12 protein-coding genes are annotated in these 14,089 nt (G+C 60.9%); 3 read left to right on the forward strand and 9 right to left on the reverse strand.

Annotation, left to right across the window (positions count from 1 at the left end):
* Positions 1–241: 241 nt before the first annotated feature.
* Positions 242–907, reverse strand: a complete 666-nt coding sequence (locus C6Y62_RS13565) for a glutathione S-transferase family protein (protein WP_173954385.1) — start codon at positions 905–907, stop codon at positions 242–244.
* 109 nt (positions 908–1,016) lie between these two features.
* Here C6Y62_RS13565 and C6Y62_RS13570 point away from each other — a divergent pair, with 109 nt between their 5' ends.
* Together C6Y62_RS13570 and C6Y62_RS13575 are read left to right on the forward strand one after the other, a co-directional pair.
* On the forward strand, positions 1,017–2,477 hold the full coding sequence (locus tag C6Y62_RS13570) for a leucyl aminopeptidase family protein (protein ID WP_173954386.1): 1,461 nt from the start codon (positions 1,017–1,019) through the stop codon (positions 2,475–2,477).
* Complete coding sequence (locus tag C6Y62_RS13575; protein WP_173954387.1) at positions 2,474–3,397, forward strand: C40 family peptidase; 924 nt, start codon at positions 2,474–2,476, stop codon at positions 3,395–3,397. Before C6Y62_RS13570 ends, C6Y62_RS13575 begins: the two co-directional genes overlap by 4 nt.
* 93 nt (positions 3,398–3,490) lie before the next feature.
* Here C6Y62_RS13575 and C6Y62_RS13580 read toward each other — a convergent pair whose 3' ends face one another.
* From C6Y62_RS13580 to ychF, 3 genes are all read right to left on the reverse strand, one after another.
* On the reverse strand, positions 3,491–3,796 hold the full coding sequence (locus C6Y62_RS13580) for a hypothetical protein (protein ID WP_173954388.1): 306 nt from the start codon (positions 3,794–3,796) through the stop codon (positions 3,491–3,493).
* 252 nt (positions 3,797–4,048) lie between these two features.
* Positions 4,049–4,246, reverse strand: coding sequence for a hypothetical protein (locus C6Y62_RS13585; RefSeq protein WP_246274729.1), 198 nt, complete (start codon positions 4,244–4,246; stop codon positions 4,049–4,051).
* Positions 4,247–4,383: 137 nt separating this feature from the next.
* Positions 4,384–5,484: a redox-regulated ATPase YchF gene (gene ychF / locus C6Y62_RS13590; RefSeq protein ID WP_173954389.1), complete on the reverse strand. Its 1,101-nt coding sequence runs from the start codon at positions 5,482–5,484 to the stop codon at positions 4,384–4,386.
* Between the two features lie 632 nt (positions 5,485–6,116).
* Between ychF and C6Y62_RS13595 the strand changes: the two genes are divergently transcribed.
* Positions 6,117–8,066 carry an acyl CoA:acetate/3-ketoacid CoA transferase gene (locus C6Y62_RS13595; protein WP_173954390.1) on the forward strand — a complete coding sequence of 650 codons (1,950 nt, stop codon included), beginning with the start codon at positions 6,117–6,119 and terminating at the stop codon, positions 8,064–8,066.
* A gap of 160 nt (positions 8,067–8,226) precedes the next feature.
* Here the strand turns inward: C6Y62_RS13595 and C6Y62_RS13600 are convergent, their stop codons facing one another.
* The 5 genes from C6Y62_RS13600 to C6Y62_RS13620 form a co-directional block, all read right to left on the reverse strand.
* Entirely contained in the window at positions 8,227–9,456 is a 1,230-nt protein-coding gene (locus C6Y62_RS13600; RefSeq protein ID WP_173954391.1) for an acyl-CoA dehydrogenase family protein, read from the reverse strand.
* Positions 9,457–9,475: 19 nt separating this feature from the next.
* Positions 9,476–10,279 carry an ABC transporter ATP-binding protein gene (locus C6Y62_RS13605; protein ID WP_173954392.1) on the reverse strand — a complete coding sequence of 268 codons (804 nt, stop codon included), beginning with the start codon at positions 10,277–10,279 and terminating at the stop codon, positions 9,476–9,478.
* A 2-nt stretch (positions 10,280–10,281) separates the two neighbouring features.
* Positions 10,282–11,649, reverse strand: a complete 1,368-nt coding sequence (locus C6Y62_RS13610) for an ABC transporter substrate-binding protein (RefSeq protein WP_173954393.1) — start codon at positions 11,647–11,649, stop codon at positions 10,282–10,284.
* On the reverse strand, positions 11,646–12,932 hold the full coding sequence (locus C6Y62_RS13615; protein ID WP_198491374.1) for an ABC transporter substrate-binding protein: 1,287 nt from the start codon (positions 12,930–12,932) through the stop codon (positions 11,646–11,648). Before C6Y62_RS13615 ends, C6Y62_RS13610 begins: the two co-directional genes overlap by 4 nt.
* A 95-nt stretch (positions 12,933–13,027) precedes the next feature.
* The gene (locus C6Y62_RS13620; protein ID WP_173954395.1) at positions 13,028–14,089 is read right to left on the reverse strand and encodes a branched-chain amino acid ABC transporter permease; all 1,062 of its coding nucleotides are present in this window, start codon (positions 14,087–14,089) and stop codon (positions 13,028–13,030) included.

Genomic DNA, 14,089 nt, shown 5'->3' on the forward strand with positions numbered 1-14,089 from the left:
CACCCTGCCGGAGCCTGCGCGCTGCCAACGTATGCCTGTGCGAAGCGAACGCCATTGTCGTCTCCCTGAACTGTCGAGCGGCGCCGGGGAGCGGGCCCCATGCGAATCACCGCCTCTTGAGCGTCAGGTTGTGAGACACTCCTCAATAAACGATTAAGCCTCGCTAACCGGGGGTTAAAGCCGATGCAGTGGTGGGGCCGCAGGCAGTGCGTGGAGGTCCTCAGCCGATATGCCGGACTGATTAGCTAGCTGCTGCAACTTCGGCTCTGGCGCCATCGAGCCAGCGCTGCGTTGCGGGCATGGCGAAGATCGCATCGACGTAGGCCGCCGCTGTGCCATCGTCGCCGAACCGCTTTAGGTCGGGCAAATAGGTGCGAAAACGCGATGCGACCGGTGCAAACATCGCGTCGGCGGCGGTAAAAGAGCCGAACAGGAATGGCCCGGCCTTTGCGGCATCCGTGGCCCGGCACTGGCGCCAGAGCGCAACGATGCGGCGGACGTCGTTCTCCACTGCCTCCGGCACCGGATCGAGTGGCGCTGATGCCAGCACATCCATGGGGCAGACGCTACGCAGTTCCTTGAAGCCTGAGTGCATTTCGGCCGCGGCGCAGCGGGCCAGCGCCCGGTCCTTGCGGTCGGAGGGCCATAGCCCTGCTTCCGGGTGGGCGTCGGCGAGATATTCCAGGATGGCCAGGCTGTCCCAGACCAGAGTATCCCCATCAATCAGCAGCGGAACGAAGCCGGAAGGGCTGTAGCGCAGGATGGCGGCCTTGGTTTCCGGCTGCCGCAATGGAATACTGATCTCATCGAACGGCAGACCGGATGCCTGCATCGCGAGCCACGGGCGCAAGCTCCAGCTCGACCATGTTTTGTTGCCTATCACCAGCTGATATCGATTTGTGGCCATGGTCTTGCCTTGCCCTGCGTGATCCTGTCTTGTTCCCCGCGCAAGCCTGCCGGAGCGGCGCTATTCATGCCCGATCGGCACGCCGCTTGCCAGCAGCGAGCGAATATACATGAGCGACGAAAGCATAAAATTCGACACGTCCGCCATCGACGAGATTCTGGTCGAGGGCGGGCAGGACGGAACCGACATTCCGATCTGGGCGGTGGCGAAGGATGCCAGCCTGGATGCGCTTCCGCTCCTGCCCGCGCAACGCGCATGGGCAGAGGCGATGAGTTTCAAGGGCAGCGCGAAGCAGCATGCTCTGCTGCCGGACGCCGAGGGCCGCATCGCGGCGGTGCTGTTCGGCATGGGCGATGATGCTGCGGGCGAGCCGAGCGGTTCATCGGAACTGCTGTTCGGCAAGCTGGCGCAGTCGCTGCCCGCTGGCAGCTATCACCTTGCCGCCGCACCGCGCGATCCGACACTCGCTGCCATTGCGTGGGGGCTTGGTGCTTACCGGTTCAACCGCTATCGCTCGTCGGCGCGCAAGAACAACGGCGAGGGTGCTTCGCGTGCGGCCTGTCTGCGATTGCCCAAGGGGGCGGATCGCGACGTGGCGCTCAACACAATTGAGGCGGTGCGGCTTGGTCGCGATCTCATCAACACTCCGGCATCGGATCTCGGTCCGGCCGAGATTGAAGCCGCAGCCCGCGCGATGGCTGCGCGCCATGGCGCCGACATTTCGGTCATCGTCGGCGATGAACTGCTGGAAAAGAACTTCCCGATGATCCATGCCGTCGGTCGCGCAAGTCCGCGCGCGCCGCGTCTGATCGATTTGACGTGGGGCCGCGAGGGCGCGCGCACCGTCACGCTGGTCGGCAAGGGCATCACATTCGACACCGGCGGCCTCGATGTGAAGCCCGCCAGCGCCATGCTGCTGATGAAGAAGGACATGGGCGGTTCGGCTGCCGCGCTGACGCTGGCCCACATGATCATGGGGCAGAAGCTGGACGTACGGCTGCGCGTGCTCATTCCGACGGCTGAAAACAGCATTTCCGGCGATGCGTTCCGCCCCGGTGACGTGCTGACATCGCGCGCCGGCACCACGGTGGAGATCGGCAACACCGATGCTGAAGGCCGTCTCGTGCTGGCTGACGCCATCGCGCTGGCCGACGAAGACGCGCCGCAAGGCCTCTATGTGTTTGCAACCCTGACCGGCGCCGCCCGCGTGGCGCTGGGGCCGGACCTGCCCGCAATGTTCACCGACGACGATGCGTTCGCGGCCGAGATGGTGGCAACCTCAGCGGCGATCGGTGATCCGGTCTGGCGGCTGCCGCTTTGGGCTGGCTACGACAGCAAGCTTGAAAGCCCGATTGCCGACATGAACAATGTCTGGGAATCGCCGTTTGCCGGTTCCATAACCGCGGCGCTGTTCCTGAAGCGTTTTGCCAAGCGTGCGCAGCGCTTTGCGCATTTCGACCTGTTCGGGTGGCGCCCGGCCGCCAACGCGTTGGGTCCGCGTGGCGGCGAACCACAGACGGCACGCGCCGTCTGCGCCGTTATCGCCAAAGAACTGGAGCTGATCGCATGAGCGGCAGGGCAGACCAAAAGAAAGCCGGTTCCGGAGGATCTGCGGCGCCGCTCGATCCGCGTCGCAACGCGTTTCGCCCTGATCTCGCGGCGGAAACGCTTTATGGCAGGGTCAGTGCGCCGAGTTACGCCGAGGCGGTGCCCGCGCAAATCGTGCGTTCGTCAGTGCCGCTGCGTATCAGCCCTTCACCCTCGAATGGCTTCGAGACTGAGGCGCTGTTCGGTGAGAAGGTCGCCGTTTACGAAAACCGCGATGGCTGGTCGTGGATACAGCTCGCGCGCGACCGCTATGTCGGTTATGTGCCGACGGAAGCGCTGTCGCCCGACGTGCAACCGGTGACGCATAAGGTGCGCTCGCTCGGCACGTTCGTTTATCCGGTGCCCGACATCAAATCGCCGCCCATCATGCACCTCAGCATGAATGCGGGGCTGAACATTGCCGAGGGCGACGAACGCTTCATGATGTTGAGCGGCGGCGGATTTGTCGTGACGCGGCACGTCGCGGAGATCAATCGTTTCCAGCCCGATTTTGTCGAGGTGGCGGAGCGTTTCATCGGCACGCCGTACCTGTGGGGCGGGCGCACGCGCATGGGCATCGACTGCTCCGGACTGGTGCAGGTGGCACTGGAAGCGTGCGGTTTTACTGCGCCGCGCGATACCGATATGCAGCAGGCTGAGCTTGGCGAGGCGGTTGCTGTCCCTGATGTGCTGAACGGACTGCAGCGCGGCGATCTCATTTACTGGAAGGGCCATGTGGGCATCATGGCCGACAGCATCACGCTGGTGCATGCCAACGCCCATCACATGCAGGTGGCGGCTGAAACGCTGCCCGAAGCCATTGAGCGCATTGCCAAGCTTGGCGCACAGATCGCAGCCGTTAAACGCATGCCGGGATTGTCAGCGGCGCGCGCTAACGCCTGAGGCGCAATAAAAAGGGACGCCTGCACAGCAGGCGTCCCTGATCTGATATGCCCTTGGTGACGGGGCGGCACTGTAGTCAGTCGGCGGAGCTGCTCACCACTTGAGGCTACGAAGCGTTTCCTGACACGAACGGCGCCACTGCTTCCTGGTCATATGCGTGCCGCGATCCCAGATCTGGACGCACTCGTTCATGCGCTGGGCGTAGGTTGGCTCTTGATTGATGCTGCCGGTGGTGACGGATGTACTCTCGCCGGCAGCATCGGCGGCTGCGACAGCTGCGCTGGCTTTGCCGGTCGCCTTCGTGGCGGCGTCCGACTGAGTCGTGGCTGCTGGAATATGCGTGTCAGCAAAGGCCGCTGTACCAAGTGGCGCCAAGGCCAGCGTGGCGGCGAGCAGCAATGCGCCCCTTGCGGGAGCACTCGATGCCCGATTGCGCGGGCGAGGGTGCCGGTGCTGATTAAAAGCGGATCTGGTGGTTTGGTCGGCCATGGGAAAATTGTGATCCCTTTGTGGGCGGAATAATGTCGTTTTCCAGTAGAACGGCCTTCAATCGTACGCCGACAGACAAAATGATTGAAAGCCGTGTGTTTTCTGCAGAGCAAGCCGGGAGATCGCTGGCTAGAAGTTGCTGCGTGCAGCCCGGCATGCCTGTTAGGTCATGCGGGGGCCCTGCAACCGGTCGAGAGTAGCTTCAATCCGGCGCCAGTTGCGGGCTTCGGCGAGATTGCCTTCGTCCTCATAAGCTCGCGCTTTCTGTGCAGCTAATGCGCGGGCGCTCTCGCCTTTGGCTTCGCGTAATCTGCGTGCTGTCTCATGAATATCCATCGCCTGCATGTCGAAATCCTCCATGTGTGCGATTGCCCGCGCGATCGACGGGCGTGGAGGTCATATAGGCGCGCACAGACGCGCCGCCAATGGCCGGAAGTCCGCTTCCTGACAATTGGCGCGCGTCTGTCTGAAATGTGAATGGAAGTGTGGTGCTGAACTCAGTTCGCGAAACGGAAGTGCATCACGTCGCCATCCTTGACGACGTATTCCTTGCCTTCCAGCCTCATCTTGCCGGCTTCCTTCGCACCCACTTCACCGCCCAGAGTGACGTAGTCGTCATAGGCGATGGTTTCGGCGCGGATGAAGCCCTTCTCGAAGTCGGTGTGGATTACGCCAGCCGCCTGCGGTGCCTTGGTACCGCGATTGATCGTCCAGGCGCGTGCTTCCTTGGGACCAACGGTGAAATAGGTGACGAGATCAAGCAGGCTGTAACCCGCGCGGATGAGGCGGTTGAGGCCTGCTTCCGGCAGGCCGAGCTCCTTCAGGAATTCGGTCCGATCTTCCGGCGAAAGACTGGAAAATTCGGCCTCGATCTTGGCGGAGATGACAACGCAGCCTGCGCCTTCCTCGGCAGCGCGCTTGGCAACGACCTCTGAGAAGCTGTTGCCGTCGGCGGCAGAGCCTTCATCGACGTTGCAGACATACAGCACCGGCTTGGAGGTCAGCAGCTGCAACCCATCCATGATCGGCTGCTCTTCGGGCGTGATTGCAGCCACGCGTGCGGGCTTGCCTTCGCGCAGAACTTCCAGCGCTTTGTCGATGACGGACAGCTGGGCCTTGGCTTCCTTGTCGTTGCCGGTCTTGGCTTTCTTCTCAATGTTGGTGCGGCGCTTCTCAAGGCTCTCGAGGTCGGCCAGCATAAGCTCGGTTTCAACCACCTCGGCATCGGCAAGTGGATCGATGCGGTTCTCGACGTGGGTGATGTCGTCGTCCTCAAAGCAGCGCAGCACATAGGCCACGGCATCCACTTCGCGGATGTGGCCAAGGAACTGATTGCCGAGGCCTTCGCCCTTGGATGCGCCGCGTACCAGACCGGCGATGTCAACGAAGGTGAGGCGCGTTGGCAGAATCTGCTTTGAACCTGCGATCGCCGCCAGCTTGTCCAGGCGCTCGTCCGGCACGCCGACTTCACCGACGTTCGGCTCGATGGTGCAAAACGGATAGTTGGCCGCTTCCGCCGCCGCCGTCTGCGTCAAGGCGTTGAAGAGGGTGGACTTGCCGACGTTCGGTAGCCCCACGATGCCGCATTTGAAGCCCATAGATGCCTCTGCCTTGGGTGCTGCCGAGAGCACGATTGAACGGATGGCTACAGCCGTTTTTGGGATTACACCAAAAGCGGAACGGCTTTAGCGTTTTATCGGGTGATGGGCGCCGGAGAATACCGGTCCCGTTTGCCGCATGCGTAAGCGGTTGCGGGCCTAATGTGAAGCCCGCCGTTGCCGCATGCGCTCAAATGGGTGGGGCGGAAAACGACAATCGGGCAGTTTTAAAACTATCCATGCGGATGGGGCTGAATTGGCGTCGTGATTTCGATCAGCTTTCCGCATCGTCATCCGAGGCGGAACAACGCATCCAAACTGATTTTACGGGTGCGGCTTATGCGTCGTCCACACCGGACGTGTGCGGAATTGTTTGTGCGTCGCGGCATGATTAAACGCAGCAAATCGTTGATCGGATTGAATCCGTTTGAGTGTGCATCGCAGGTTTGATGCGCATTTGCTGCGTTGCAAGAAAGCTGCGTCGCGCATGGGACATCTATCGCCGTTGCAGGCGTCGAAAGCTGCGTCTAGTTTTGTAGGTCTAAAAAATTCAGATCCTGAAAAGGATGTGCAGTGGCTCCCGCAGCCAGCACGTCCTTCAAGGGGCCGCGCACGGGGAACACACCTCTGACATGAAGAACAAGGTCATCACGGCCGATCAGGCCATCGCGCTCATCAACGATGGGGACGTCGTTTGCACCACCGGCTTCGTGCAGAGCTGTATTCCCGAGCTGCTGCACGCTGCGCTGGAGCAGCGGTACGTCGATACGCAAGGACCCAAGAACCTCACGCTCATTATGTGCGCCGGCGCTGGCGACAGTAAGGGCCTTGGCACCGGACGCCTCCACCATGAGGGGCTGCTCTCGCGCGTCATCGCTGCGAACTTTGGCAGAATGCCGAAGGTTGCGGAAGCTGCACAAAAGAACAAGATCCAGGGCTACAATCTGCCCCAGGGCATCATCTCCAAGCTTTACCGTTCGTGCGCGGCTGGCTCGCCTGGTCTGTTCTCCAAGGTCGGCCTGCATACCTATGTCGATCCGCGTCTGGGCGGCGGCAAGGTCAACGAGGTGACGACGGAAGACATCGTCAAGCGCCTGGAGATCGATGGCGAGGAATGGCTGTTCTATAAGGCCACGCCGATCAACGTCGCGCTTATCCGCGCTACCAGCGCCGATCCCTCCGGCAACCTCAGCATGGAGAAAGAGGCGCTGACGCTGGACTGCCTTGCGCAGGCCATGGCCGCGCATAACAACGGCGGCATCGTCATTGCGCAGGTCGAGCGCGTTGTTGCCCCTGGCTCGCTGAAGCCAAAGGACGTCCGCGTGCCGGGCATTCTCGTTGATTGCGTCGTGGTGGCCGATCCGCCTGAGATGCACCGCATGAACTACGGCGTGATGTACAATCCGGCGCTGTCGGGTGCGATCCGCGTGCCGGTCGATCACATGCCGCGTATGGCGCTGGACGAGCGCAAGATCATCGCGCGTCGCGCCGCGTTTGAGCTGCCGCTGAACGGCGCGATCAACCTTGGTGTCGGTGCGCCCGATGGCGTTGCATCCATCGCGGCTGAAGAGCAGGTGACGCCTTACCTCACGATGACGACGGAAGCTGGCGCCATCGGCGGCGTGCTTGCCGGTGGTTCGAGCTTCGGCTCGTCGGCCAACGCCGACAGCGTCATCGACCAGAACACCATGTTCGACTTCTATCACGGCGGCGGTCTCGATCTGACCTGCCTCGGTGTGGCTGAAGTTGACGAGCAGGGCAACGTCAACACCTCGCGCTTCGGCGGCCGTCTCAACGGCTGCGGCGGCTTCATCGACATCTCGCAGAACTCGCGTGCGGTTGTGTTTGCAGGCACGTTCACGGCCGGCGGTCTGAAGATTGCCGTTGAGGACGGCAAGCTCAAGATCGTGCAGGAAGGCCGCGCGCGTAAGTTCGTGAAGGCGGTCGAGCAGATCACCTTCAGCGGCACCTACGCAGCCAAGAAATCGCAGCCGGTGATTTACGTCACCGAGCGCTGCGTATTCCAGCTTACGCCGGATGGTCTGGAGCTGATCGAAGTGGCGCCGGGCGTCGATATCGATCGTGATATCCTTGCGCATATGGACTTCGCTCCAATCATCAATCGTCGTCCGATGCTGATGGACGAGCGCATCTTCCGCGAAGACCCGATGGGTCTGATGGATGAGCTGACCAACCTCAACCTATGCGAGCGCGTTTCGTATGACCCGCAGCGCAACATCCTGTTCCTCAATCTTGAGGGCTGGAGCGTGCGCAAGAAGGCCGATGTTGCCGACCTGCAGAAGGTGCTGGTCGAGGCATGCGAAAAGGCCGGGCGCCGGGTCAACTCGGTCGTCAATCACGATGGCTGCCGGATCGCTGAAGACCTCTACGAGGCCTACGCCGATATGATCCAGCACATGATGAAGCATCACTATCAGTCGACGGCGCGTTATTCGACCAGCTCGTTCATGCGCCTGAAGATGCAGGAGGCTCTGTCGAAGCGCGGTCTGCGTCCGCATATCTTCGAAAGCGCTGAGGAAGCACATGCGGCTCTCGAAGCTGCACGGGCTGCCGCCGAATAACACCGGCAAAGTGTTGCGATGAATATGAAAGCGGCGGAGCAGGCACCTGCTCCGCCGCTTTTGTCATTGTGGGCCGCGCGGCCAATCGGTGCTGTGTGCCGGCCGCCATGCATGCCGACACCATGCGCCATAAACTGTCGGCGTGGAAATCGTCCGCAGCCTAGGCAACGCCGATGCGCCATTGATACGGCGGCAGCGTATCGTTGACGGCATAATCGCCGATGACCCGCTCCTTGAACACGCGCGGATTGTGCGACGTCAGCGTGCGCGCATTGCGCCAGAAGCGGTCGAGCGCCAGATCCTTGAACGTCGCCGAAGCGCCGAGGGCATCGAATGCAATGGTCGTCGCATCGAGGATCAGCGTACTGATGACGCTGAGAGCCTGACTGATTTCAAGCTCAGCGATCGCGTTGATGGCATCTTCCCGCTCCGGCTGATCCTGGAAGCGCACATCATAGGCGCGCTGCAAAGCCTCAGCGCCTTTCTCGACGATAATCGAGGACACGTAAGCGGAACTACGCAGCTTGCCCACCACCTGCAAGATTTGCGGATCGTTACGGGCGAGAACCGCGTTGGCGTTGCTGAAGTTGCGCCGCCGATCCCGCACTGCGCCGGCAATGTCATTGGTGAGGCGCCGTCCGATGCCGGCCAGCGCGGCCAGATGAAACAGCTGAAAGAAACCCGTGGCGTAGCGGAAGCCATCATCGGCAAGCGTTACGTCGCCGGCTTCGACCACGGCGTTGGTAAACCGCGCTGTGCCGCTGGCGGTCAGCTTCTGGCCAAACCCGTTCCAGTCGTCATCGATCTCGACGCCGGATACGTCGCGGCGCACGACAGCGGAAACAAGCACGCCGTCATCGTTGGTTGATCCAACGTCGATCCAGTCTGAGAACAGCGCGCCGGTTGTGTAGAATTTGGTGCCGTTCAGGCGATAGGCATCGTGTTCACGGCTCACCGTTGTGGCGAACAATGCCTGCGGCGCATCGCCGGGCTCTGTCCATGCCGGTCCGACGAACGCGCCTTCGCGGCCAATGCGATTGAGCCAACGGTCACGAAAGGCTTGATCGCGCGAGTTGAGAACGTTTTCGACAAAGCCTGCATGGCCGCGAACGATCTGCACCAGATTGGAATCTGCTTCCGCCAGCTCGACCAGCAGGCTGAAATATTCTGGCAGGGATACGCCGCTGCCACCGTGGGACTGCGGCACGCGCAGGCCAGCAAAGCCGGCCGCGCGTAGCGCTGAAATTTCATCAAACGGCAAACGTCGTTCGGTGTCGCGCCGGGCTGCATCCTGGGCGATGTCTCGAAAGAGACGGCGGAAATTCTCGGCGATAGCATCATAACGGGCACTGGGAGGCGTGCCCCAAGCCTGTTCGGAAGGAGAGGTCATTGTGCAGCTCCGAGGTGTTTTATTGTTTCTTGCCCAGGTAGGCTTCCTGTAGCGCGCTGTTGTTGCGCAACTCGTGCGCGCTGCCATGCAGCGCCAGCCGGCCGCTTTCAAGCACGTAGCCGTAATGGGCGTGTTGTAGTGCAACTGGAATGTTCTGCTCCGCGATGAGAAAGCTCACGCCTTCGGATCGATTGAGATGATCTACAATTTCGAAGATCTCCTGCACGATCAACGGAGCAAGGCCCATTGACGGCTCATCCAGCAGGACCAGTTTCGGTGCTGTCATCAGTGCACGGCCGATAGCCAGCATCTGTTGTTCGCCGCCGGACGTGTAACCGGCCTTTACCTTGCGTTTCTGGCGGAGACGAGGAAACCATTCGTAGACGCGTTCCAGCCCGGCCTGCAGTTCTTTGCTGCTGATGCGACGCACGTATGCGCCGCTGTGCAGGTTCTCTTCGACCGTCAAATGCGAGAACACGTGGCGGCCTTCCAGCACATGCACGATGCCGTTTCGCACCAGGCGGTTCGCCGCAACATCGGCGGTGGATTGACCGCGGAAGCGAATGCTTCCGCGGGTTATCCGTGCGCGATCAGCCTGCAACAGTCCGGAGATCGCTTTCAGCGTTGTGCTCTTGCCAGCGCCGTTGGCACCCAGCAGTGCGATGACACCGCGTGGCGCAACTTCCAGCGAGATGCCACTGACAGCGAGGATCGCATCGTCGTAGACGACCTCGATATCATCGACACTCAATTGAGCCTGTTGACCGTGCGATCCTGCGGACAGGAAATCAATCGCGCGGTGCACTTCGCTGACAGCCGTCATGCTCACTGCTCCTTGCTGCAGTCGCGCGGAGTGATGCCTTTCTCCTTGGCGTAGGCAGCGGACTTGGTCTTGATGAGCGGCCACAGCAGCTCACGGTCGGCGTGGACCCAATCGCTCACCAGGTTCCATTTCGCACCGTCCCACTGCTGAACCTTTACGGCGCCGCCGCCCTCATGGTCGGCGCAGGAAAGTTTCAGGTTTTGCAGCAGGCCGTGAAAGCCGTTTTCCTTCAGTCGCGCATCGTCGAGGTCGAGGTTCTCAAGCCCCCACTGGCCTTCTTCGCCGGTAATAGGCCGGTTGCCGAACTTCTTCTGCGCCTGGCGCACGGCCTCAACCCCGATCACGGCATCGACCAGGCCGGAGTTGTAATAGACGCTGCCGAAGTTTTTGGTGTCGCGCAGGTCGCTCTTGCCGGTGTCGATGATGTACTGCTTGAGGCGCTTGTGGATCTCGAAGTCGGCACCGGCGGGATATGGCGTCAGAGCCAGATAACCTTTCGCGGCATCGCCAGCCGGTAGCACGTCTTCTTCCGAGCTGGCCCACACATCGCCGATGATGCGGTTGGCCGGAATACCGAAGCGCTGCGCGGTCTTGATTGCGACCGGCGTTGAAACACCCCAGGTGCGGATGAATACCCAGTCCGGTTTGATCTGCCGGATCTGGCGCCACTGCGCCGATTGCTCGCTGCCTGGATCAGCGAACGGAATCTGGATGTCTTCGAAGCCGTACTTCTCGGACAACAGCTTCAGCGGTGCGATGGTTTCGCGGCCGTAGGCGGAGTCGTGATAGAGCGTGACGATCTTCTTGCCCTTAAGATTGTCGTGGCCGCCTTCCTGTTGGGCGATGTAATTGATGAGCGCGGATGCTTCACTGTAGAACGTCAGTACAACCGGAAAGATGTAAGGGAACACCGTTCCGTCAGCTGCTTCTGTGCGTCCATAGGCCAGCGTCACCTGAGGGATCTTGTCCTGCAGTGCGCGGTCGGAAAGCGCGTAAGCAGCCGGAGCGCCGTTCGGAAAATATGACGGCACAGGTGCGCCGTTGAGGCCGAATTTGTTGCGCTCATAGCACTCGACGCCTTTTTCGGCGGTCCATTCCGTCTCGCATTCCTGCCACACGATCTTGACGCCGTTGATGCCGCCTTCGACCTCGTTGAGATAGCGATAATAGTCGATGCGGCCAGCCCAGATCTGCACACCGGCAGGTGCATAGGCGCCGATACGATAGCTTGCGATGGGCAGGAACTGCTTGTCAGAGTCGGGGCCGGGCCGAGTGTCCAGCGCGTTGGCGCTGGACAGAACGGTGGCACCGATGCCGAGGACAGACGCAATCGCCAGCGCCTTGAGTGAATTCAAACGCATGTGTCTCATTCCTCGGTCTTGGGATTGCGCGGCGTGATGCCATGCTCTTTGGCGTAGGCAGCGGATTTGGCTTCGATCAGGGGACGCAGCAAATCGTGATCTGCCTTGATCCAGTCGGTCTGCAGCACCCACTTCTCGCCGTCCCACTGCTGAATGCGGGCAGCGCCGCCGCCTTCGTGGTCATAAGGTGTGATGTTCAGCGGCTGCAGCAGGCCGTGGAAGCCGATTTCCTTCAGGCGTGCATCGTCGACGGCGAGATGCTCAAACGCCCAGCGGCCTTCTTCGCCATTGAGCGGACGCGCGCCGAACTTCTTGTAGCCGGCACGCAGCGCTTCAACTGCAAGCACTGCGTTCACCAGACCGATGTTGTAATTGACGGCGCCGAAGTATTTCGTGTCGCGCAGGTCGCTCTTGCCGGCATCGATGATGTGCTTCTTGAGGCGGTCATGGATTTCGAAGCCGGTGCCGCCCGGATATGGTGCCAGCGCCTGATAGCCCTTTGCGGCATCGCCAGCAGGGATGACGTCGGATTCAGAGCCCGCCCAGACGTCGCCAATGATGCGATCGGCAGGGAAGCCGAAGCGCTGCGCTGTCTTGATGGCGACGACGGTCGATACGCCCCATGTGCGCAGGAATATCCAATCGGGTTTCAGTTCGCGAACGCGGCGCCACTGCGGTGACTGCTCGTTGCCCGGATCGGCAACGGGGATCTGGATATTTTCGAAGCCGTACTTCTCGGCCAGCAGTTCGACGGCGGGCTGCGTCGCGCGACCGTAGGCAGAGTCGTGATAGACGGTGACGATCTTCTTGCCTTTCAGCTTGTCGAGGCCATCTTCCTTCTGCGCGATGTAGTTGATGCCGGTCGAGGCCTGGCTGTAGTAGCTGAACAGCAGCGGGAACGCGTATGGAAACACGGTGCCGTCAATCGATTCCGTGCGTCCGCCGGCGGGATCGATCAGCGGAATTTTGTCAGCGACCGCTTTCTCGATCAGCGCGTATGTTGCGGGTGTGCCGTGGGTGAAGAAGAAGGCGAGCGGTGAACCGTTCTTGCCGCTTTTAACGCGCTCGTAGACTTCAACTGTGCGGTCCGGGCTCCATTCTGTTTCAAATTCCTCGAAGTTGATTTTGACGCCGTCGATGCCGCCTTCAACTTCGTTGATGTAGCGGAAGTAGTCGATGGTTCCGGCCCACCAGAGCGCGCCGCTCGACGCGTACGGACCGACACGATAGGTCGGCAAGGGGACGTACTGTTCAGCGGCGCTGGCAGTTGAGACGGCAGCGCCTGCAACCATGCCGAGGCTGAGGGTGGCGAAAACTGCGCCATGCAATATGCGTGAGGCGAACGATCTACGTGACATTTGAGCTCCTCAAAATCGAACCGTGATGACTAGAAACGCAGTGGCCAGATCGATAGCCGGCTGCGCCAATTTGAGATCAGGCGCGCCATGCCGTCCGGCTCCTTGATGAGGAACCAGATGATGAGTGCGCCGAAGATGGCTTTCTGAATGTTCTGCAGCAGCCCCGCGTCGACACGGCCGGCAAACAGCGTCTGCGCGATGACGTCGAGGGCAAGCGGAAGCAGGCTGATGAAAGCTGCGCCGATAAAGCAGCCGCTGATACTGCCGAGGCCACCGATGATGATGATGAACAGGATCTGGAATGAGCGGCTGAGACCGAAGCTCTGTACGCCCGCAGATCCCAGGTATGCGAATGTCCAGAGCGCACCGGCAACGCCGAGATAGAATGAGCTGATCGCGAATGCGAGAATCTTGCTGTGATTGATGCGAATACCGGCGACGGCGGCAGCGGTATCCATGTCGCGCACGGCCATCCAGTTGCGTCCGGTTTGACTGCGCACGAGATTGACCGCAACCCAGGTCAGCACTGCAACCACCGTGAGCACGAGATAGTATTTGCCCAGCGAGTTGCTCAGGTTGATACCGAACGCATCAAGGCGTGGCGCTGAGATGGTGGCGGAGGAACTGTAATTGTAAAACCATGGCACCTTGAGAAACAGCCACTCCAGGAAGAACTGCGCGGCGAGGCTTGTTACCATCAGGTAGAAGCCTTTGATCTTGGCACTGGGCAGACCGAACAGAAAACCGACAAGTGCTGCGATGACGCCGCCAAGAAACAGCGCGACGGGAAACGTAAGCTGCAGGTGCAGCAGGAAGGCGTACGTCGCAAATGCTCCGACCGCCATGAACCCGCCGGAGCCCAGCGACGTTTGCCCGGCATACCCGGTCAGAATGTTCAGGCCGATGCCGGCTAGCGACAAAATGAGAAACGGTACAACAATGGCGTTGAGCCAGTATTCGTTGCCGATTGCCGGTAAAGCGAGATATGCGCCGGCAAGTAACAGCCACAACCAGTGCTGTCCGCTCTTGCGTTCGCGAATGAGGATCGGTTGAGACGTGTTCCGGTCAAGCGTCAGCGTGGTGTCGGTCAT

Origin of the sequence: Hyphomicrobium sulfonivorans, from assembly GCF_013306565.1 — a bacterium.
Classification (GTDB): domain Bacteria; phylum Pseudomonadota; class Alphaproteobacteria; order Rhizobiales; family Hyphomicrobiaceae; genus Hyphomicrobium_A; species Hyphomicrobium_A sulfonivorans.

Excerpts from the sequence above, each read along its gene's own strand:
- C6Y62_RS13565 (WP_173954385.1), bottom strand. The coding sequence starts at position 907 with ATGGCCACAAATCGATATCAGCTGGTGATAGGCAACAAAACATGGTCG.
- C6Y62_RS13570 (WP_173954386.1), top strand. The coding sequence starts at position 1,017 with ATGAGCGACGAAAGCATAAAATTCGACACGTCCGCCATCGACGAGATT.
- C6Y62_RS13575 (WP_173954387.1), top strand. The coding sequence starts at position 2,474 with ATGAGCGGCAGGGCAGACCAAAAGAAAGCCGGTTCCGGAGGATCTGCG.
- C6Y62_RS13585 (WP_246274729.1), bottom strand. The coding sequence starts at position 4,246 with ATGGAGGATTTCGACATGCAGGCGATGGATATTCATGAGACAGCACGC.
- ychF (WP_173954389.1), bottom strand. The coding sequence starts at position 5,484 with ATGGGCTTCAAATGCGGCATCGTGGGGCTACCGAACGTCGGCAAGTCC.
- C6Y62_RS13595 (WP_173954390.1), top strand. The coding sequence starts at position 6,117 with ATGAAGAACAAGGTCATCACGGCCGATCAGGCCATCGCGCTCATCAAC.
- C6Y62_RS13600 (WP_173954391.1), bottom strand. The coding sequence starts at position 9,456 with ATGACCTCTCCTTCCGAACAGGCTTGGGGCACGCCTCCCAGTGCCCGT.
- C6Y62_RS13605 (WP_173954392.1), bottom strand. The coding sequence starts at position 10,279 with ATGACGGCTGTCAGCGAAGTGCACCGCGCGATTGATTTCCTGTCCGCA.
- C6Y62_RS13610 (WP_173954393.1), bottom strand. The coding sequence starts at position 11,649 with ATGAGACACATGCGTTTGAATTCACTCAAGGCGCTGGCGATTGCGTCT.
- C6Y62_RS13615 (WP_198491374.1), bottom strand. The coding sequence starts at position 12,932 with ATGGTTGCAGGCGCTGCCGTCTCAACTGCCAGCGCCGCTGAACAGTAC.
- C6Y62_RS13620 (WP_173954395.1), bottom strand. The coding sequence starts at position 14,089 with ATGACCGACACCACGCTGACGCTTGACCGGAACACGTCTCAACCGATC.